General features: G+C 38.2%; 16 protein-coding genes and 2 pseudogenes. 7 read left to right on the forward strand and 11 right to left on the reverse strand.

What is annotated here, in order from left to right:
* Position 1: 1 nt before the first annotated feature.
* Both RE409_RS14755 and RE409_RS14760 read right to left on the reverse strand, forming a co-directional pair.
* Entirely contained in the window at positions 2-1,474 is a 1,473-nt protein-coding gene (locus RE409_RS14755) for an aldehyde dehydrogenase family protein (RefSeq protein WP_309557738.1), read from the reverse strand.
* A gap of 137 nt (positions 1,475-1,611) precedes the next feature.
* Complete coding sequence (locus tag RE409_RS14760) at positions 1,612-3,006, reverse strand: APC family permease (RefSeq protein WP_309557739.1); 1,395 nt, start codon at positions 3,004-3,006, stop codon at positions 1,612-1,614.
* A gap of 151 nt (positions 3,007-3,157) precedes the next feature.
* Between RE409_RS14760 and RE409_RS14765 the strand changes: the two genes are divergently transcribed.
* The 4 genes and pseudogenes from RE409_RS14765 to RE409_RS14780 all read left to right on the forward strand — a co-directional run bounded on the left by RE409_RS14765 (position 3,158) and on the right by RE409_RS14780 (position 5,914).
* Positions 3,158-3,961: a MerR family transcriptional regulator gene (locus RE409_RS14765; RefSeq protein WP_309557740.1), complete on the forward strand. Its 804-nt coding sequence runs from the start codon at positions 3,158-3,160 to the stop codon at positions 3,959-3,961.
* 26 nt (positions 3,962-3,987) lie between these two features.
* The gene (locus RE409_RS14770; RefSeq protein WP_309557741.1) at positions 3,988-4,131 is read left to right on the forward strand and encodes an HNH endonuclease signature motif containing protein; all 144 of its coding nucleotides are present in this window, start codon (positions 3,988-3,990) and stop codon (positions 4,129-4,131) included.
* 17 nt (positions 4,132-4,148) lie between these two features.
* Positions 4,149-4,718 (forward strand): SMI1/KNR4 family protein, encoded by a 570-nt coding sequence (locus tag RE409_RS14775; protein ID WP_201184944.1) that lies wholly within the window; start codon positions 4,149-4,151, stop codon positions 4,716-4,718.
* A 200-nt stretch (positions 4,719-4,918) separates the two neighbouring features.
* Positions 4,919-5,914, forward strand: a pseudogene (locus RE409_RS14780) (IS1595 family transposase).
* Here the strand turns inward: RE409_RS14780 and RE409_RS14785 are convergent.
* Positions 5,885-6,331 (reverse strand): hypothetical protein, encoded by a 447-nt coding sequence (locus RE409_RS14785; RefSeq protein WP_309557742.1) that lies wholly within the window; start codon positions 6,329-6,331, stop codon positions 5,885-5,887. The pseudogene RE409_RS14780 and the gene RE409_RS14785 sit on opposite strands and share 30 nt — an antisense overlap.
* Before the next feature lie 489 nt (positions 6,332-6,820).
* Here RE409_RS14785 and RE409_RS14790 point away from each other — a divergent pair, with 489 nt between their 5' ends.
* Complete coding sequence (locus RE409_RS14790; RefSeq protein ID WP_309557744.1) at positions 6,821-7,768, forward strand: IS110 family RNA-guided transposase; 948 nt, start codon at positions 6,821-6,823, stop codon at positions 7,766-7,768.
* Between the two features lie 5 nt (positions 7,769-7,773).
* Positions 7,774-8,052: a hypothetical protein gene (locus RE409_RS14795; protein WP_309557745.1), complete on the forward strand. Its 279-nt coding sequence runs from the start codon at positions 7,774-7,776 to the stop codon at positions 8,050-8,052.
* An 875-nt stretch (positions 8,053-8,927) separates the two neighbouring features.
* Here RE409_RS14795 and RE409_RS14800 read toward each other — a convergent pair.
* The 7 genes from RE409_RS14800 to RE409_RS14835 form a co-directional block, all read right to left on the reverse strand.
* A complete protein-coding gene (locus RE409_RS14800; RefSeq protein ID WP_309559277.1) occupies positions 8,928-9,539 on the reverse strand; it encodes a HutD/Ves family protein in 612 nt (203 codons plus the stop codon).
* Positions 9,540-9,854: 315 nt separating this feature from the next.
* A complete protein-coding gene (locus RE409_RS14805) occupies positions 9,855-11,294 on the reverse strand; it encodes an MFS transporter (RefSeq protein ID WP_309557746.1) in 1,440 nt (479 codons plus the stop codon).
* A gap of 735 nt (positions 11,295-12,029) precedes the next feature.
* A complete protein-coding gene (locus tag RE409_RS14810) occupies positions 12,030-13,106 on the reverse strand; it encodes a Ger(x)C family spore germination protein (protein ID WP_201184952.1) in 1,077 nt (358 codons plus the stop codon).
* The gene (locus RE409_RS14815; RefSeq protein ID WP_201249387.1) at positions 13,103-14,197 is read right to left on the reverse strand and encodes a GerAB/ArcD/ProY family transporter; all 1,095 of its coding nucleotides are present in this window, start codon (positions 14,195-14,197) and stop codon (positions 13,103-13,105) included. The genes RE409_RS14810 and RE409_RS14815 overlap by 4 nt, the downstream gene beginning before the upstream one ends.
* 20 nt (positions 14,198-14,217) lie before the next feature.
* Positions 14,218-15,693, reverse strand: coding sequence for a spore germination protein (locus RE409_RS14820; protein WP_309557747.1), 1,476 nt, complete (start codon positions 15,691-15,693; stop codon positions 14,218-14,220).
* A 691-nt stretch (positions 15,694-16,384) separates the two neighbouring features.
* Positions 16,385-18,760: a M14 family zinc carboxypeptidase gene (locus tag RE409_RS14830; RefSeq protein ID WP_309557748.1), complete on the reverse strand. Its 2,376-nt coding sequence runs from the start codon at positions 18,758-18,760 to the stop codon at positions 16,385-16,387.
* 698 nt (positions 18,761-19,458) lie between these two features.
* Positions 19,459-19,617, reverse strand: coding sequence for a hypothetical protein (locus RE409_RS14835; RefSeq protein ID WP_309557749.1), 159 nt, complete (start codon positions 19,615-19,617; stop codon positions 19,459-19,461).
* Positions 19,618-19,706: 89 nt separating this feature from the next.
* Between RE409_RS14835 and RE409_RS14840 the strand changes: the two genes are divergently transcribed.
* A complete protein-coding gene (locus RE409_RS14840; protein ID WP_201249384.1) occupies positions 19,707-20,414 on the forward strand; it encodes a DNA alkylation repair protein in 708 nt (235 codons plus the stop codon).
* Between the two features lie 169 nt (positions 20,415-20,583).
* Here RE409_RS14840 and RE409_RS14845 read toward each other — a convergent pair.
* Positions 20,584-21,786, reverse strand: a pseudogene (locus RE409_RS14845) (IS110 family transposase).
* Positions 21,787-22,150: the final 364 nt, after the last annotated feature.

Raw genomic sequence — 22,150 nt, forward strand, 5'->3', positions numbered from 1 at the left:
TTTAATGATCAAACCACTTGGTTGGCTCCACTTCTAAATTAATGTTAATTTGTTTTACCTCACTAAACTCATCTAAACCAAAAGTTCCTAATCCACGGCCAATTCCGCTCTGTTTGTAGCCTCCCCACGGTGCTTCATTGTAGGCTAGATTATAAGCATTAATCCACGTAATTCCTGCTCTTATTTTCTTAGTCACTCTTAAAGCCTTCGCGCCGTCTTGTGAAAATACACCTGCTGCGAGGCCGTATGGAGTATCATTGGCAAGTTGGATGGCTTCCGCTTCATCTTTAAATTTTTGCACGGTAAGTACTGGCCCGAATATTTCTTCCTGAACAATTCTCATGTCCGGTTTGGTATCAACAAATATCGTCGGCTCAACAAAATAGCCCATTTCAAGTCCATTGCTTGTGATACGCTTGCCGCCGCAGGCTAATGTCGCCCCTTCTTCTATGCCAAGTTGAATATATTGGAGTACCTTATTCATATGCGCTTCACTGACAAGGGCACCCATTTGTGTAGACGGTTGATTACCAGGGCCGACCCGGATTTTTTTCGCTTTCTCTATCAGTCTATCGATAAACTTGTCGTGAATGCTCTCTTCCAGCAGCAAACGCGATCCTGCATTACAAATTTGGCCGGCGTTTACAAAAATTCCATATAAAGCATAATCCACGGCCGTCTCAAAGTCTGCGTCGGCAAAAACGATGTTAGGTGACTTGCCGCCTAATTCGAGTGCAATGTTTTTAATATTTCCAGCTGCTGCTTTCATGATGCTTCTGCCTGTCGATGTACTGCCAGTGAACGAAACCATATCAACTTTATCGCTTTCCGCTAGTTCATTTCCTACTGTTGCACCACCACCCATAACTAGATTTGCAACGCCATCTGGTATGCCAACCTCTTCGATAATCTCAAATAATTTAGTAGTCGTAATCGGAGTGACCTCGGATGTTTTAAATACAATCGTATTTCCTGCAGCAAGGGCAGGGGCTATTTTCCAAGCTCCAGTCAGTAAAGGGAAATTCCACGGAGCGATCAGTCCACATACCCCTACCGGCTCTCGAACAACCATGGCCTGTACAGGACCGGAAACAGGATACGTTTGGCCGTCCGGTTTAGTGACTAAGCCGGCATAATAACGAAAACAATCCGCTGCATCCGCAATGTCAAACTCTGCCTCTTTTAGAGGTTTTCCGGTATTGGCTGTTTCAAGTTGGCTAAGCTCAGAAGCATGTTCTTCAATTTTCTCTGCTATTTTAAATAAATAGGAAGCCCGTTCCGAAGCCGGTAAGTCCGACCAAATCCCGGAATCAAATGCGGTTCGTGCCGCATCAATGGCCATCCTGGCATCTTCTGCATTTCCGTTGGGAGCCTCCGCAATGATCTTGCCGTTTGCGGGGTTAACAACATTACTCGTTTGTTTACTCAAAGAATCCATCCACTCACCGTTTATAAACTTTTTCAGCTTCAACAATTTGAAAAAACCTCCTGTTCGTTATTCTTACTTTAACAATCCCGCTTTAAAAATAGGTAACGCTTTCATTTTTCCTTATTTTCAAAATATTCACACCTCCTTTAGTTACATATACTTACTTCAGTGTAAAAAACGGATTAAAAGTCTTCTACCTTTTGGGAAAGAATTTTTTCATTCATATCTTCTACCTCTTGAGGAATGATCTCCTCATCAAAATGAAACTCAGGAAGAGGCTTGCGGAAAAAATTTGTCATATAAAGAAGATATGCTAAGCCACATATCACCCAAATGCCTCCAAGAATCAATGCCTCTATTTCTAAATGTGACCATAACCACATAGTAAATACTGCGCCAATGAACGGTAAAAATAAATACCTTATGCAATCGTTAAAAGATCGTTTCTGATTTTTTATAAAATAATGGGCGATGACAGATAGATTAACAGATGTAAAAGCAATGAGCCCTCCAAAATTGATAAACTTGATGACTTGCTCCAGAGTTAACACGACGCCTAGTAAAGAAATTATTCCTATCACGATAATTCCGTGTGACGGTGTTTTAAATTTGGGATGAATATAACCAAATAGATTTTCAGGCAATACTGAATCCCGGCCCATTGCATATAACACACGTGATGCGCTTGTAATTGAAGCAACTCCTGAAGAAAAGTTACCAATAATTACCGCAGTAATAAATAATGATTTAAATACGTTTCCTCCAACAAGTATAGCGATTTCCATGGCTGCTGAATCAGTGTTTTCAAATGAAAAACCCGGATAGACCAATTGTGCTAAGTAGGAAGAGCCAATATACAAAACCCCTATTAATAGCAACATTATGATAATAGCTCTTGGGATGGTTTTTTCAGGATTGATTGTTTCCTCTGACAAGGTAGTAAGTGAGTCAAAACCAAGGAAACTAAAACAAAGAATTGAAGAGCCTGCTAAGATTACTGACAAGGGAACCTCTGAATTGAATAATGGTTTACTCGAGAAAAGAGTTCCTGTCCCAACTCCATCTAATAAATTTTTGACGGTTAATATCCAGAAAAAACAAACGAAAATGATTTGAGCAATAACGAAAATTTTACTTGCGGGTGCTGATGTCTTTACCCCTAGTATGCTTGGTACAACTATGATAGTAGTTAAAAGAATAATCCACACATAATGTGGAATCCCTGGAAACACTGCACTTAAAAAGACAGTGGACATCAAACACGTCACCATAGGTGTTATAATATAATCAAGCATAATTGTCCAACCTACAAGAAACCCAACTTCAGAATTAATAGACTTTTGAGTAAATGTATAAGCTGAACCTGAGATAGGATATGCTTTTGCCATCTTTCCGTAGCTGAGCGCTGTAAACAGTATCGCTAGAAATGCAATAATGTACGCACCCGTAATTACACCATGTGAGGTTACGGTAGCTATTCCATAGGTATTAAAAAATACCATGGGGTTATTCCAAGCAATCCCTAAAAAAACAACCTGTGACAAAGTAAGTGTTCTAGCAAGTTTCTTCCGTTTCATAATCAGCTCCCTCACATTTATAAAGAATACTCAGAAGATTTAAATTATTGTGTATTTTGATTATAAAGGTTGTTGTAACACAAAGGTCAACACCTGTATTATTTTTTTTAAGGGGGCGATTATACTGAAAGAAAAATTAACAATTGGTGAGATGGCAAAGTTACGAGGGATGACTACGGAGACTTTGCGCCATTATGATCGGATTAACTTATTCAAGCCGCAATATATCGATTCACATTCGGGATACCGCTACTATTCTATTTTCCAGTACGAGGTTTTAGGAACCATCAAAGAATTACGACAACTTGGAATGAGTACGGACGAAATAAAGGATTATTTCAATGAACGCAATTTTAGTAAGTCTTTGGACATTCTTAAAGCAAAGCACGCAGATCTTGTTTCAAAGCTGAACGAATTAACTGACTTGGAGGAAAATATCCAGGAAAAAATTGTATATTTGGATCACGTAGCAAGAGAAACGGAACTTCAAACGGTTATGTTTCGTGAATTAGGACGCAGGAAGTTAATTACATTGAATGAAAAAATCAATAATAATTTGGAACTCTGTTATGGTGTTATAAGGCTAGAAAATATGCTTGCTGAGAAGACACCGATTCTGGCCAGTAACAGACTAGGCATTCTCATCCAGGAAGCGGATCTTAGAACTAAACGTTTTGAAGAACCATCAGTCATTTTCGTTGTGGCAAAAAGTAAAGAAAAAATACCAAAACAGTACCAACGGATCGTTCCGGCTGGGTTATTTGCGTGTATCCGATATAACGGAGAATTACTATGGAACCGAAGCGAAAGCTTGAGTAAAATATTTGATTATCTTGATGAAGGTGGTTATCAAATTACCGGCGATGCGCTGCAAATTATGCATGTTGATATTACGATCACAGATAAACCAAACGAGATTACCTTTGAAATTCAAGTTCCCGTTCAAAAGATCTGACCTATTTGCGCAGGACAAATGTTTATTTGTATGGTTTAGACGAAAGATCTACCGAGATACATCACGTTATTCCAATAAAATACGGTGGAACTAACGCATTTCAAAATTTATTTCCGCTTCCTCTAAAAATACACCGTAATGAAGTTAACACTTGGTGGAAAAACTACTAATTAAGGAGATTAACTATATGCCATTTATTAATCAAACTTTAACAAGTTTTAAAAATAGATTAGATGAAGACTTAAGTATGATTATTTCAGGTCCCGAAGGAGAAAATTCGAATATTGTTTGTTCCTTTAATAATCCGGCTACTAGAGAACAAATAGAGGAATTTGAAAAGAAAACAGATTGGATTTTACCGGAAGACTACAAGGCTTTCTTATTTATTCATAACGGTTGTATGCTTTTTGAACATATAGACGAAGATGGTGACAATGTAGGCGGAGGATTATGGCTTCATTCTTTAGAAGAAATCGAGAGTGCATATAAAGATATGCAAGCGGATGAGCCAGATAATCCCCTACCTTTTATTCCTATAGGTAGCGTACTAGACGGAACTTTGGCTATAAGTATTAAAAAACTCAATGCTAAAGAACCAAATTATTTACTTAATTTCGACATACCTTCTGAAGAATTTTCCGAAGACGAAGACATTCAACTTAACTTCGAATTGTTTCTTGATCGATATATTATTTCTCAGGGGAATGATTTTTGGAACTGGACCACTTATACAGCTGAAAATTATTATAACCTATAGACAAAAAGCGGAGTGTTATTCACACTCTGCCTTTTGTTTAGGCTGTTTTTTCAAAGGCTTAAAATAAAGCAACAAAAAAAGATAGTAAGTTTAACCCTTACTATCTTTACTTTTTTTTAGGCTGTATAGATTGTTGCTCCTTTGAAAATACTGATTATAGTTTAATATAATCTAATACAAGTTCAAGGAGGCGTTTGATAATGTGGAGATATGTGTATGAAGTGGTCAGTGAATTAAAGAAAGCAGATCAACAAGCCTTATTTAAGGCACTAGAACAAGATCTATATCCAAAAGAAGTAAATAAAACAGAGAAGTTACTTACAAAGATTAGGGAGACTCGCTTTTCTGCCGGTTTAGGTTGTATTCATTGTGGAAATATCAGTAAAAAGAAACGGTATGTATCGTTCCAGACAACGTTATTTATGTAAGGATTGCGGACAAACCTTTAATGATATGACAAACACCCCCTTTTCAGGTTCACGTTATCCAGGAAAGTGGTTGAATTACATTGAAATGATGATACACGGTGTTACATTACCTAAAATCGCTGATTATTAAACATTCTTATATCTACCTCATTTTATTGGAGGCACAAGATTTTAAATGCTTTAGGAAGTCACGGGTTCAATCAATTATCTGGTATCGTTGAAAGTGATGAGACTTTTTTTCGTGAGTCATTAAAAGGTCGTAGATTTACACATCGAAAACCGAAAAAACGGGGAGAAAAAGATGAAAAACGAGGGATTTCAAATCAAAAAATTGCTGTAATTGTAGCACAAGTTCGATATCACAATATTATTGCAAGAATCGCGGGAAAGGGTCGTGTAAAAGCAGAAGAAATAGATGCAGCTATTGGGGACCATATAGCCCCCTCATCTTTGTTATGCACTGATGCAGCTACCAATTACAAAAAGTTTGCTGTATCCAAAAATATTAAGCACGAAACAGTTAATCTAAATCAAAATCAACGAGTAAAAAAAGGAATATACCACATACAATACGTTAATAATTTCTATCGTCGGTTGAAAGGATTGATGGAACGGTTTCAAGGCGTTGGTACGTATTATTTAGACAATTAACCCTATTGGTATTATTGGCTTGAATTACATAAAAACTATGCATTTGAAAAGCGGGTAGAGCAAATGCTTATTTCAGCTTGTCAAAAATCAAACTATTGCACACAGTTGAATCATTAAGAGAAAATGAAAAATGTCTATTTGAAGTAAAGATGAAAAAGAAGAAACGGCATAAAATATCACACCAATACCTATGAACATCAACATCATATTATTCTCTCTCAAATCGCCCGATTCTTTTTGCATCTCTTTGTAATATTTTGTCGTCACAAACACACCAGACATCAATAACACGGCACAAGCGATATACGAAACGATGTCCGCTCCATCCATCTTACCTATGTCGATGGCTAGTATCGCTATACAGTTTATAAAAAACACAAATAAATAAAGTGCTTTTTCCTTCAATTGTAATTTTCCACTTTTCTTTTTCGCCACTTTATACCAATGCTTCACATCTTCTCGCGATACATACTGCGCAACAATAGCTTCTACTTGTTCCGCATATTTTTTTCGAACTTCGACTGTATAAAACACTTCGTATACTTCATCGTTTTTTTTCGAGCGGAATCATTCAGACGACCGCTTTAAAATATCTTTGATTCCTATTTCAAATGGAACGTTATTTTTCACTAAGTGTTCGATAATTGACAGGACAGCATCTTCTGAATGTCCAATCAATATATTCTTTTTAAACAAACTCAGCACCTCTTACGAAACAAGTTAAATTACGCTTAATTATACTATTTCATTCGACCCCATAATCCAAAATATAACATACTCTTTTAAATATCTGATGCTTTCGGAATTGTATTGGAAAACCTTGCTAGAATCAGGTTTCATCCGGAAGATTAGATCTGAAGAATATCCGAATTTATGTATGGTGTACCGCCAACATTTTGACGTAAACCTTCGTTAAGAGTTTATATGGAATTAAAAAGACGATTTGTCCTACTCTATGTGAAAAAGTTGTATTTTTGTTTCTTGTTAAACTCCCTCAGTTAATTATATTGAGGTGATTCTCCTATGGAAGCAATGATTGAACGGTGTGCTGGCCTAGATGTACACCAAGAAACAGTAGTAGCCTGTGTATTATTTGGTCCATTAGATAAAAAGCCAAATACCTCTATTGAAACTTTTTCAACTACAACAACAGGACTCTTGGCTTTAAGTGATTGGTTAACTACCCTTCAGGTATCCGATGTTGTGATGGAAAGTACTGGAGTCTACTGGAAACCAATATGGAATATACTCGAAGATTCTTTTCACCTTGTTCTTGCCAATGCCAGACATGTCAAAAATGTTCCAGGGCGTAAAACTGATGTGAAAGATGCCGAATGGCTTGCCAAGCTTCTAAGATGCGGACTTATTGAAAGTAATTTTGTTCCACCGGAGGATATTCGTGATTTACGAGATCTTACTCGTTATCGAAAAAAATTGATTCATCATCGCACCTCAGAGCAGAATCGCATTCATAAAATTCTTCAAGATGCTAATATCAAGCTAACATCCGTTCTATCAGACATTTTTGGTGTATCGGGACGCCGTATCCTTGAAGCGATTCTAAACGGTGAAAAAATAGAGACCGATGGTCTTCGAAAAATGGTGGATAGGCGAACAAAAGCTAGTATTACGGACATTTCCAGTGCAATTAATGGTCGTATTCGCCGTCATCATCGTGATATGTTGAGTTTCCATTGGGAGCATATGAGTTATTTAGAAAAAGCCATAGAAGAATTGGAAAAACAAATCGATCAACTCCTCTCCCCATATCGTAAGGAAGTAGAATTATTGGATGGTATACCTGGTGTGAACAAAGCAGCCGCAGCAACTTTTATCGCAGAGATGGGCGTTAATATGACCGTATTTAAGTCGGCTAAACATCTTGCCTCATGGGCTGGCGTGAGTCCCGGAAATTATGAAAGTGCTGGTAAAAAAAAACAAGTAAAACCACAGAAGGAAACAAAGCATTAAAAACGATGGCCGTAGAGTGTGTACTGGCAACCTCAAGACAAAATAATCGAATAGCTTCACATCGAAAAAGGATTACCAAACGACAGGGGAAAATGAAGGGACGAATTGCTTCTGCTCATTTACTATTGACGATTGCTTACAATATCTTAAAAACAGGAGAACCCTATCATGAACTAGGCTCAAATTACCTTGAAGAAAAACAAATGAACAAAGAATTAAAAATGATTGAATACCTAAAAAAGAAAGGCTATACAATCGATTCATCAGAACAAAAAACTGCATAACCAGTTAAAATAACGACATAGTACATTTACGTCCTTCAAAAAAATTAGAATATGGTGGGGCTTATTTAAGTATGGCCTTTCACTAAAGTGTTTTCATACAAAAAAGAGCTGCTGAAGCAACTCCCTTTTTGAAGTAAAGCACCCGTTAGCCATCCATGAAGCGCAAAAATCAGCGCTTCACCACAGAGAATGAAAATTGGTTTCTAGGTCGATAATGTTTTAATGGCTGGCGAAGAAGGTCGTTGAATTATGGTGCCTTTAAGCCCATCCGTTAGTCTGACTCCGACGACCACGGTGTACCACCGACTGTCGCGCCCTTTATGGGTAGCACTCATGGGAGATTAATCCTTTTTTGGTCGTCGCGCTAGCCTCTACTTAATTTGCTATAATTGGAGGTTTTTGTTTAACGACTTACCAAACTCAATCAGATCACTCATAAGGTTCAGCCTTTTTTTTAAAAAGTCATTTTTGGGTCTATCTTTTGTATGCTCTTTTTTGGTTTTAAGAATATTTTAATTTTCATGGGAGTGAAATAAATCTTAGAGAAAAATCACAATAAATAGTAAGCCTATACCAATAAGAACTCCACCAACCAACACATAGTTGCCCAACAAGAAGAACAATTTACTTTTGTTTTTAAAATCGAATGAAAGAATCCTTTTTCTTAGCCAAAATCCAAAAATGCCAATAAAAGGAAATGCGAAAAGAAGTAACATTGGAGTATTTTTAATATATCGTTCACTCCCCATTTTTTACACTACCAGTAATCACCAAATAATAATGATTGATTTATTTGGTTTAGCCTCTTAACCCACAATTCGAAAGAATACTATACTTCTAGTGAATATTTTTGCACTAGAACCAAAATATCTCTATCAATAAAAAATACTTGCCTTAATAATTTTTGCAATTGAGTCATTGTGATTGGATAACTTTATATTTAAATTGTTGCATGAATGATCCATGTTTAAGATTACTACGTCACCTTGATCTAAAACAAAAGTCTCTTTTTCATCTATGCTCATTTTACTTGTTCCTTTGACACAATAAAAGGCTTCGGATCTATTCGTAGATTCCCTATTATCCAACACTTCATGTTGGATCCCATTATTAATATGAATCATGTTAAGGTCTCCCTCGCATCCTTCTGCTAACATCAAATTAAAGTCCGTAACCCTCCCAATACTTCGGGTTGTCCAGCCGCCATCAAACCGATCCTGTTCAAATGGCTTTAAATGCACATGGTGCTTTCCTTTATGTTGAAGCAACATTTCTCCATCAAGGATCATGATAATTCTCTGAATGCCTGGAAGATGAGTAAATAAGGATTCGTCTACCTCAACATCTGCGGTGCTTAACCGCCATTTGAAATCACGCTTCGAGTAATCTCCATTTTCAGGATAAATAGCAAGTTGAGTTGTTTTACCACCTGACCAAAGGCTTGTTATTTGTTCACTTTTTCTTATTAATTTTAGTAAATATCTAATTTCTCCCCTTTTATTATTACATTACTTAAGTTTAAACCACGCCCAATGTAGTTCAAAATTGGTGTTATGTCAATAGGATGGATACGATAAACAGAGAGGAATAGCTGAGCTTAGCTGGATTAGTTCTATTAAAAAAAGGCTGCCGCAGCAACCCCTGTTTTTGAAGTAATGCACCTGTTAGCGAAATAAGGGAGCAATTTGTTATCATCAATATCGCCCGCCTATATAAAGCCTTAATGTGATACCTTTAAAATCATACTTATGGTTGACGACATCTACAACAAAATCCTGTTCTTCTTCTATACCAATTTTTGGTTAATGACTTGGTTCTGGCTCAGTATTGTTCCTGTAATCTATTTTTGTTGCTTTTTCGTTTGTTGTTTTTCCAGTATCTTTTGGTACTAATGCTATTATAGAAATGATTGAAAGTATACCGAAGATTACGTTTGCGATAATACCACCTGTTGCAGCAACTTCGACACTACTAACAGCTGCAATGGCACCATAAACAGTAGCAGAAATCGCAACTCCGAACGCTCCACCTAGTGAGCTTGCCATTTTGTAAACCCCTGCTGCTGCTCCAACTTTATCAGGAGGTGAATTAGATACAGAAGTATCTGTAGAAGGGGTTGCGTATATTCCAAGTCCAAGACCGAATAAAGCAAATCCAATGAATACGGCAACAGTATAGGAAAAACCAGGTAAGAATGTTAAGCCCATTAGTGCACAACCAACTGTCGTTATTATAGCTCCCCAAATCATTGGAGATTTTGCCCCGGATTTTTGTAAAATTTTCTCACCAACACGAATCATTGCAAGTACTGCTATTAAATACCCGATTGATAACAATCCAGATTGGAAAGCCGTAAATCCACGACCAACTTGAACATACGTATTAGCAACCACTAGTGTTCCAGCTACAGCGTTTAACAAGAAATTGGAATATGTGGCTCCTGCGTATGGTTTATTTTTAAATAAAGAGAAGTCAATTAGAGCTATGTCATTATTTCTTTCCACTTTGACGAATACTATAATCCCAATGATTGTGATAACCGCACAGACTAATGTAATAGTACTTGTCCAACCCCAATCTGCTCCGCGAGTAATGAAAAGGTTCAATGCAAGCATCGTAATGATAAAAATAACTAATCCGGTATAGTCAAATTTAAAAGCACCAGTTGATTCTGCTTTACTTTCTGGAGTGTCTTTAATAAGCCACATCGCAAGAAGAGCGAAAATAATCGAAAAGATGAAAATCCATCTCCAGCCCATATATGTTGCTATCGCACCACCAGCTAGCGAACAAACACCTGAGCCGCCCCAAGAACCAATGGACCAGAAGCTGAGGGCACGTTGGCGATCAGCCCCCTCATAATAAGCTTTCACTAAAGCAATTGTTGCTGGCATAATACATGCTGCTGAAATCCCTATGAGGATACGTCCGATAATTAATAATGCTGCGCCTTGAGTCAAAACAATAAGCAAGGAACCGATAATGCTTAAAATTAACCCTAAATACGTAATTTTTTTACGTCCAATCTTATCTGCAAGGCCACCAGCTGCAACGATAAACATACCTGAGAACAAAGCAGATAAACTAATTGCTATATTTAATGTTCCAAGTGAAATGCCTAAATCTTTCTGAACGGCCGGAACAATATTGACCATAGACTGGGCAAAGAGCCAAAATGTGATGACCCCAAATACAATTCCTGTAATCATTTTATTTGTGCCTTTATAACTTGTTGTTTCCATAATTACACCTCCATTATTAGCGTTTGTAAAGGACGATTGCATGGCCTTTCCACCCAATAAATAGAAAAGACCCTACACGCTCAGTTAGTTTTCATAGAACTTTTTACACTACCATTTTTATCCGACTAAAAACGTGATTGATTATTTATATGTTCCTGTTTAAATATTTGCAGATTAATTCTAAAATATTCTGCAAAGGATCATTCATCCATAACTATGCTAAAGTGAGAATTCCCTTTATTCTCAAATTCACTTGCTTTTATTATTGAATAATAAACAAAAAATAAGACACCTTCTTACTTAAGAAGTGCGCCCTTTAATGTATTAACTAAAATATAGCCTCAGTTGTTAGTTTGGAAAAAAGGTTGATTAAAAAGATGTTTCAAACACTGATTTTAATAGAAATAAAAAGAACCTATTTTGAATAAGCCTAACCAAGCACCTACGAAACCATTGATATTACCAATGGAGTATCGCGTCCGTTAATCATAGCTGCTAACCAGCCAATAATTAATGACCATAAAAATGACATTTTTCTTCCTCCTTTGAATTTCCTTTTTAAAGAAATCGATCCGTGATGTACTTTAACCTTTGAACTTTCGGCTAAGTAAGTTTTGAAATCACTCCTATGCAATAAATGGTACACGGAATTTGCTTTTAAAAGCATAATCGTATAAGCCTTCAAACATTTTTTAATTATCCTTTTTGAGTCACTCCCTTTTTTGACGTCACTTTCTATTCGGTGATGCCGGTGTTCACAATACGAACCTTCATATCAAATTCAACAGGAACGGTTGGGTAGCGGTCTTTCCATGCTTCTTTATCAAAGTTCCGAAAATGGCTCCGGACTTTTTCGCCGATTCCGAGCGGATCAATCTTTAGCTCCTGAAATTTCCTCATCATCTTTTCCGCTCTTTTCGTGGTTTCTTTGCTCCATTCCTGCTCCACTTCTTTCATGGTGTTCCCTTTCATCAACACGCTGGAAGCATCTTTAACCTCTCCTATCAACGAGACATGAACCGACACCCGCGGATTGTCTTGGCTGCCGGACACTTTATATTTCACTTTGGATCGAATATTTTCAGTAGCAATGTACTTTTTATTTTTGAAGCTTATTTCATACGTGCCTGTTTTAGTCTTTTCGTAAAAGAGTTTAAATACATAACTGTCCTTATTGGAAAGCTCTCCTACGTAGAGATCATCCTTAAAAAGAGCGAGACCTTTATATTGAATATGATCGTCTTTTTTCCCGATAATAGGTAGAAAAGGATCTTGAGCGAACCCGTCATATTGATCCAGGAAAGCATGAACAGTTGGTTCAGGAACAATGTCTTTCAGATTTCTCTCCATGAAATCGGAAAGATATTGAGCAGATGTCGGCGCATTAGGATACTTAAAAGTTAACAGCTCCTCGACGCTGCCGTCGACGACCGCCATGTAAACATCTCTGCCAATATCGGTAGAGCGGCCGAGTGGATCAGTAAGCTCGGCGACTCCGTGTTTTGCCAGATCTTTACTAATCAAAAAATTCTGCAAACGTCCCGTGGCAAGTCTTCTTTGGGACTCCATCTGCTGCTTTTGTAAGATGTCTAGAACGGTATGGCCGACCGCCGTAAAGAAGGCATTGAGCGGCTGAACATCTAACCCCGCAGGATAAAAAGGAGCGGCGGCTGTTCCCTTCATCCGGTCCTCGTCCACATAGTCATAACCAATGGCGGAAACGTGCTGGATATCTTCAAGTATCTTTGTTTCAATCGAATAATTGAACAGCAGGATGAGCGTAAAAATGCTCCAAAAGAGGTACCTTTTCATGACGTTCGCCTCATTTTACTTTTAATCATTTGGTAAAAGAAGAGAAATGGAATGTAAGCATACATGACATAAAGGCTCACCAAGCCCATTACTGTATTTAGCTGCTCGATCTGCTCGCGGTTTTTCAAGAGAACAGCCACCACAGCTGTCATGATGATAACGAAAATAAGGCTATGTTTTTGCTTCACGGTAAACAGCTGCTTTAGTCCTCTCGTGCCGGCCCAAATAAATATACAAACACTATTAAGAGCGTTAAACAGCCAAAGGGAGAGCCCCATAAACTCAAACCTTTCAAGAAAAGGAAAATCAGCAATTTTCCAAATAGTTAATGTCGGCCAAATCGACTCAAGTAATTGAGCCTTAGTAAAGTACATAAGGGAAACAATCATTATTACTAAATAACTAAAAGTACTGAACGCCGCTCCATAATGCACCCACTTTTGCGAGCTTGGAGCATTTTTTATAAAAGGATAAAAGAAAAAAAGTGTTTCAAATCCCGTTAAACTATACGTCATCTTTTTAGAGGCGGATAAGAACTCAACTGCGGTATGATCCAAAATAGGCAAAAGATGAGAAAAATGCACGTGCCGTAAAGGGAACTCTAACATTATAAAAAATATAGGAGTCGTTAAGATGAAACTGAGGAAGCAAATCCCAACAACGACTCGAAAGCCTCCGATTACATACACATAAACGAGCGAAGAGAGAATCAGGGCCATATACCATGTTTCCAATTGCGGAAAGATCCAGACTTGAATCAATTCGATATAACTACGGAACACAGAGACAGCCAAAGTCAGCAAATAAACAATCAAAGCCAAACTGAGGAGCCCTCCAAGCCCTTTTCCAAACAGTTCCTTGTGGATAACAGTAATATCATTCGTTCCTTTATTTAATATTTGATAAATCATCCACAAGACAATGTGAATCGAGAGACCGGCGATAATAACAGCGATCCAGGCATCATTGCCCACGGCTTTAACAATATACCGTTGAAAGCTGAAAACGCCCAAGCCAAATTGCGCCGCTACTATTAGATAAAAAACAAAGAAAGGAGAGACTTTCCGGCTCTCCGGCGGTAAGGGCAGCATACAGCACCTCCAAATGCAAATTAGTCGTCAATATCCCATTCTTTTTTTTGCGGAGCCTCCTGCTGAAATCTTACACGGTCTTTTGCTCTTATTTGGAGGGGACGGAGTGCTTGCTTGCTGAACGGCAGTCGAATAATAGAGTCTTTGAAATCCTTCACGCGCAAAGGATAGATCGGCTCAAGAAAAGGACGACCGAGAGAAGTCAGCTTTAATAAATGAGACATAAGAAAAGCAAAGCAGACGGCGACTCCGACAAGGCCTAGCAGCTGGGCAAGCAGGATAAATGGAAAGCGGATCAGGCGGATCACGTTGCTAAGTTGGTAGATAGGCGTAGTGAAAGAAGCAAGCGCGCCCGTGGCCACGACAATGAGCAGTACATTGCTCGTCAAGCCTGCTTGAACGGCCGCTGTTCCGAGCACTATACCGCCGACAATCCCAATCGTTTGGCCAATCTTTGTCGGCAGCCGGGCGCCTGCTTCCCGCAAAAGCTCAATCGCCAATTCAAGGAGAACAGCTTCCAAAAAAGGTGGAAACGGAATACTTCCCCGTGATGTAATCAGCAAGCTGAGTACATCACGGGGAATCATTTCATAATGATAAGTTAAAATGGCTACATAAGTCGATGTGGCTAAAACTGAGAAAAGAACCGCAATGAGCCGGAGGAGCCGGAAAGCGGATGCGACATTCCAAATGGAAAGATAGTCTTCAAATGCCGTGAAAAATGTAATGAGTGACACGGGACCTGATATCGCAGTGGGCGATCCGTCCGAAAAGATGGCAACTTTCCCTTCGGCGAGTAAGGCGGCCAGTCGATCAGGCCTCTCTGTGTCGACTAACTGTGGGAATGGCGAGTTTTTATTATCGGTAATCATTTGGCTGAGAAACGAACTGTCGGCAATTTCATCGTATTCAATCCCTTGAATCCGCTGGATGACCGTATTCACGTTGTCCGAGTCAGCGATTCCTTTCACGTAGACGACCGCGATCCGGGTTTTTGATAACTTTCCGACCATCAGTTCTTTAACCTGCAGTTCTGGAATCGGCAGACGTTTGCGCACGAGATTTAAATTTGTATCGAGTGATTCAACAAAGGCTTCCTTAGGACCAACGACTGAGTATTCCGTTTCCGGAGTGGCTACTTGCCGTTTTTCGACGGCTGGTGCCGGAACAGTCAGGCAGGCAGGCTGCCCTTCTTTCTTGTAAAAAATCAAATTTCCGGTCATTAATTTATCTTGAATATCCGGTATATTGTCCGTAATAGAAAGATCCTCGATCAACAGCTTTTCTTTTATTTCTTCTAAAGTAGAAAACTCTTCTTTAACTATAGGGAGAATATCGTGGTGAATAATCTCTGGTTTAACTAAAGTTTTAAAATAGGCAATGAAGAAGGGCGAGTTTTCATAAAGCCTGAAAGTAAGAAAGTCTGCTGACTCTCCGCACGCTGTTAAAAGCTTGGCCAGCTCGCTTCTTTGAAAAACTGAATCGTTTTTAGGCATTGGAAATTTCACCTCCCTTTACTATTACTCTGGGGAAAAGTAAATTCAATAATTTTAATATGGGTATAGCAAACAAAACTTATACACATTATCAATGTTGAATAACAATAAAATTGTTTTATTTAAATAAAGGGGTTTTACAAAATCCCCATCTAGCTAAGCGTCCATGTGTTAATTTAAAGTGTATTCTCTTTATTTTGCTACATTAATACTAAAATTGCGCATGACAAAAAAAACCATTAAATAGAGTTTTTAAATAATATTGGGCAACTTTGAGTTTTTGTGACATCGAATGATCATAGACAATACCTAGATATCAAAGACCGTTTTCTTGTTATAACGATGACATTTCCGTCCGTTTTTCTCCAAAAGGTAATACAGACGAAGAAAAGTCTTTGATATACGTTTTTATAGTTGGATGGAGGAGCTTTACTAGGTTTAGACTTCCAATTTTTTAATTTATTTTTCAAGTAATCCTTTAAAATGGTAGAAAACGCCTTTCAATCTGCTAAACAACCACTTCTTGATAAGAATCGTCCTTCAGCGGTTTTTTGCAACAGATGATTTAAAAGTAATGAGTATTTATATAGCAGTTGCTGAGATAATTGTTCAAAACTCAGTAGCAAGCGTTTAGCATTTTTCAAATAGCCAAAGCCGGATTCATTGCTGAATCCGGCTTTGGCTATTTCTACTATTTTTCGAAAATTGCATTTGATAGAAGACGGAACAAGTAATCCGGGTGGTCGCGGAAACCTGCTTCTAACCCAATAAGAGTTACATCTTTATTCTGTTCTTTTACGATTACGGCTTGGCCCTTGGCGGTAATGCTATTTTTCCAGTGACCAGCTACGAAGAAATTATCTGAATCTGCAAGGGTCGCGACGACTTCATCATTATCCGTACCCGTGAACCATGTTGGACGATAGACAAAGCCGATATCATCCTCTCCATATCCTGCTGTTAAACCGGTTCCCTCATAATCGACTTTTACGATACCATTACTGTTGGAACCTCCTACATTAATGATGTCGTCTGTAAGACCAAGTGTCTTAGTTGCTCTAGATGCACCAGCACCTACAGCTATATATTTGCCTCCTTCATTTAAGAAGCTTGTCACATTGTCTTTAAACGCATTAAGTTGCCCGTCGTTCTGTAATCCAAATTCTTTATTAGCTTCAGATAGGTTGGTAGAAATGAGACTTTCCGTTCCACTATAGACAAAAATATCAAAACCGTTAAGGGTATTTTTAGCCACTTCGACTGGCGTAACTTCTGTCACATCAAAACCTAGTCTTTTCAAAGCGAGCTTTGTTCCTGCGTGTGATTTCTGTTTACCCATACCTCCATCCTTTAATATAGCCACTTTTAAAGACGTAATAGCCACTGCATCTAATGGTACCTCAGCAGTTCCAACCTGTAACCCAGATTCTTTCACCGCTGCTGAAACCTGATTAGCTACTGCTTTTGCAAAGAAGTTGCCTTGTGCATCACGTACTATAGGTATTCCTTGCTTAAGCAATGCATTTACTAAATTTACCGATTGGACAGAGCTGTTCAGTATCAGAAACGGTCCTTTTCCTGAAACCGTTCCTTGACCTGTAATCTGTTTTACTTTCGTTGCATTGACTTTAATAGGATTTTGTGTGGCTACTGCCTCGAATCCCCAAAGCTCCGGTAAACTCCATGCGGAAATGTCGTACATTGCTGGGGTATCGTTCGTGATGTCTTCCCCATCCCAGAGCATCGTGTTTGCTAATCCGGCTTTCGCCTGATTCATCTCAACGAGATAAGTTCCTTTTGGATATGACACTCCATCCGCTTCAAATGCATTCACAGCTTTAACAACTTCAATATCATTATTGATCAAATGATTTACTGCCTTATTCGTAACAGTCGGATCCATAGGGTCTAGTGGAAGTATGTAGTTTTTTGGAAATAACCCTTCCTTATGAAAAGGATGGTCAAAGTTAATTCCTCTTTTAAAAACTTCAATTTGATCAGTAATCATGGATTGCTTGTTAGCTGTTGCAAATTTCAGTGCCCCCATAATCGAATTATACATCCATCGTACGCCATCCCAATCATTTGTTGGCGCTTCTAATGTATGACCGTAAGCACCATGGTACATCGCATACATTGGTGTGAAAATTGGTGGGTAATCATCCCAGCCGGCGGAATCATCGCGCAACGGAATATAGGTACCTTTCATGTTTTGATACAAGGATCCTGAATAGTTCTCATGATCCTTCATTATTTCCGCTTCCATCGCTTTTGCCTGTTTATAGGCCCATTTCCCGTATAAGTCATACTCGTAATTAGGATTATGCGGTGGCGTACAAGGCTCAATTAACCCCTGCAGATTTGGCTGATAATTCTTCACATAACCATGAGTATCAAGGAACACCATCGGGTTCCATTCTTTAATGAGCTCAACCATCTCTTTTGTTTCTGGCTGCGACTGGGTGATAAAGTCACGATTTATGTCAATTCCTTCTCCATTAAAACGGATGGCATCAATACGTCCATCAGGGTTTTGTACGACATTGAAAATAAGAATATTATTCTCTAAAACGTCTTTGGTTGTTGCATCATTTTGGGTAGCAAAACGTTCAATTAATTGAAGGATTGCATCGCTTCCGACAAATTCAGTCCCATGAATAGAACCATTAATCATGATTGGAACTTTAAAGTCAGGATTATTGGCAACCCATTCTTGAGCTTTGCCTGGATTCTTAAACATTTGCTTTCTAAGTGCCTTCAATTTTCCGAACTTTCCTTGCGTTGTTGGGTCAGCAATCGTGACAACGTAGAGTGGGTTTCCATCAGCTGATGTTCCACGGACTTCAACTTTCACACGGTTTGAAAGTTTTTCAATCTCTTTTAATTTGGAACCAATTTGTGAGAATTTCACAAAGTCATAGTTTTCGCTATTAAACTTGCTTCCGTCCTGTTCCTCATATGTATTCACATTTGTCCATTGAGGTTTCTCAGCATGTCCAGAACTCCACGGAATTACTGTTAGTAAACTCACAGCCATCAGGCCGGATAATGCTTTTTTCTTTTTCATCCTAAAACCTCCAGTATGTATATATAGTGATTTTTTTGTATATATAAATTTATTAATACATAGTTTAATAGAATACAACACGAAATGACTGGCTAATGGGCTTAACAAATCCTGTTGAAAGCGCTTTAATTTTATAACGTTGAACAAACCACATCGTTAAAAACATTCTGTATAAAATTTGATAAGCTCCCCCAGTAAGTAACGCTACCTAAAGTTGACCGTCCGAAACTAGTGCTGCAATAGGAGCGAATCCCAATAAAATAAACATTGAACGACTTGGTGGAAACGCAATACCTAAACCCGCATTCCCAGCGGCTACTGTAGCTGCTTTAATTCCTTTCTAGACTAATAAATTTCTCCTTTCGGCATCCTACTAATATTTCCTTTTAAAAATAAATTTCCATACATGTTTAAGAGTATCGCCTCCTTATTAAGAAATAGTAACCCACAAACTTAAATAACTGTTTTATAATATTATACACTTATTTTTGTGTAAATTAAGAATTTTCAGTTAATAAACAGCTGAATTTTTATCCTATTTTAATCACTTCAAAAGCAAATTAGTATTTATAAATAATTTCCATGCGCTTCTAAATCGGTAAAAAGCTCGTTTAACTGTTTTGTAGTTTGTCCCCAACGGTCAAGTTACATGGAAAAGCCCTCGAATTCTATGAAATTCATGGGCTTTTTGATTTCCTCTAATCTGTATTATGTGAACAAATGATCTCTTTTAGGTTTGCTTCATCCAAAAATCCTTGATATAAGGATAAATCTTTATAATCGAGTTTGAACTCACCAACATCCCATGTGTTTCCACTTACACTCTGCACATGTTGAGACTTTGGTTTTGCTGACAAATGTAAAGATTTGTTATAGGCTAAGAGAGATGGATTTGAGGGTCTTAAATCTAGGGGGAAAAACCTCCAAAAGAAGGAAGTGTTAAACGATGAATTTACAAATGGTTATGCAGGAGCTTGAAGTTCTCGGCAAGGAACGAACCAAGAAAATTTACGAATCCAATGGCGCGCACGAGCCGCTTTTTGGCGTGGCTACAGGCGCTATGAAACCGATCGCCAAGAAGATCAAAAAAAATCAACCTTTGGCTGAGCAGCTTTACGCCACAGGGAACTACGACGCAATGTACTTTGCAGGCATAATTGCAGACCCAAAAACAATGGCTGAGGCGGATTTTGAGCGTTGGATGGATGCGGCATATTTTTATATGCTGTCCGATTATGTGGTTGCAGTAACTTTAGCTGAAACAGATATTGCACAAGACGTTTCCGATAAATGGATCGCAAGCGGTGAAGAGCTGAGAATGTCAGCGGGCTGGAGTTGCTACTGCTGGCTTTTGGGAAATCGCCCGGACGGTGAATTTTCCGAAAGCAAGATTGCCAATATGCTTGGAAATGTGAAAAATACGATTCACGATTCTCCAGAACGAACTAAATACGCTATGAATAATTTTATATACACAGTGGGGATTTCATATTTGCCGCTCCATGATAAGGCGGTCGAGACCGCAAAGGCAGTAGGCCCAGTAGAAGTCAAACGGGACAAGAAAAAAAGCAGTTTCCTACTCGCTTCCGAAGGTATTCAAAAGGAAGTAGATAAAGGGCAGCTTGGTTTCAAACGCAAAAATGTAAGATGTTAAATAATAGCCTTGCATCGCGAACTATCTTCAATTATCGGGCGCTTTAATAGAAGAAGGATCACAGAAATGATCAAACTTTTTTATTAAGCTACTTCTATTATTTTTGACCATGCCAAATATCCCTCCAAAAATTTCGGAAGGATTTTTCTCTGTTTCACAAAACCATTAATTAGGATAAATCTAGGAACGTTTCTTTTCTCTTTAATAAAGCGTAAATCCAATGAAGCAACTTATTAATACAGGCAACGATTGACACTTTGGCAGGTTTTCCTTCTGATTTTTTCTTATCATAGAATTCTTTAAGCTTTTTGTTCCTTGAACTTCTTATGCCGCATAGTACGGCAAGATACAGAGAATGACGTAGTCTGCTCGAACCTCTTTTAGTCATACGATTAATGGTTGCCGTAAACTTACCCGATGAGTGAACACTTGGATCTACTCCAGCGAAGGCAACCAGTTTTTTCGGATGATTAAACCTATCGATTTCACCAATTTCAGAGATAATCGTGGCTGCGATTTTTTCTCCTATACCGGGAATCGATTGGATGATCTTATATTCTTCCATTTCATTTGCCAGGGCCACTATACGATCTTCCAAATCAGAAAGGTGTCCCTAGTAATGAAAAAGCAACTCAATATACATACGAAGATTGATTACGTGACTTTCATACACGTTTTTTTGAAATGGATTTCTAGATGCGGAATCCATTATTTTTTTTGCTTTTCCCCATGCCCATTCACCTGATCGGCTAGAACAGAACTCTATAACACTCTCTGCTAGTCTACTTTCTCCGGCTGTTAATACCGCCTTTGAAGTGGAATATTTCTTTAACATCAATAAAGAAACCTTCGAATATGGATCCCCAAAAACCTTCCGGTATTCAGGAAACACTTGATCTAAAATGGTGTGAAACTGAAGTCTAGCTTCCATACATATTCGTTACGATTTCCTGTTGTCTTGAGACAATTCCGCAGATCTAAAAGCTTAATTCCTCTTAATTTTATGAGGTTCAAAATCCTCTTTATAATACAGCACACACAACTGATACACATCGATTGCGTCTGTTTTTACCTTTCGTAAACTGGTCTTCTTTGCCTGATAAGAAATAATCGGATTTAGTAAGATATATAGAATCCCTTGTTCCTCCAAGTATTGAATAAAAGGAGTATGGTAATGCCCTGTAGATTCTAAAATGACCATAGGCATCTGCCCTGTCACCTCTTCAATCTCTTTTAAAAAGTCTAAAAAATGATCTAATTCCTCTTTGATATGCTTCATTAAAAAGCTCTTCCCATACGGTTTAGATTGATCTAAAAATGCCTGAACTTGACTCTCTCCCTTTGCCACATCCAGACCAACAACTGGATTCATTGTTTTTTCCTCCTCTACTTACTTACTTACTTACTTACTTACTTACTTACTTACTTACTTACTTACTTACTTACTTACTTACTTACTTACCAGTACCCCTAGTCCTCCATGTAGTGTCATAGCTTCGCTTGTTATACGAGATCTACGTCCCAACCAGCCTCAAACATGTTTCTACAAATAGGGGGCGGACAGTTTAGTTCACGGGATCAAGTCCCACGCACCCGTACGTCCTACCCTGGCTACTGATATAATAGATTCAATTAAAAAAAGGTCAACCAGTAATTTTTACTGGTCGACCTTATAATACGAACGCACCTGTTAGCATTCCTGTAGATCGTTAAATATCAGGTTTGAAAAAAATAGA

It is taken from the genome of Peribacillus sp. R9-11 (assembly GCF_031345095.1).
GTDB lineage: Bacteria > Bacillota > Bacilli > Bacillales > DSM-1321 > Peribacillus > Peribacillus butanolivorans.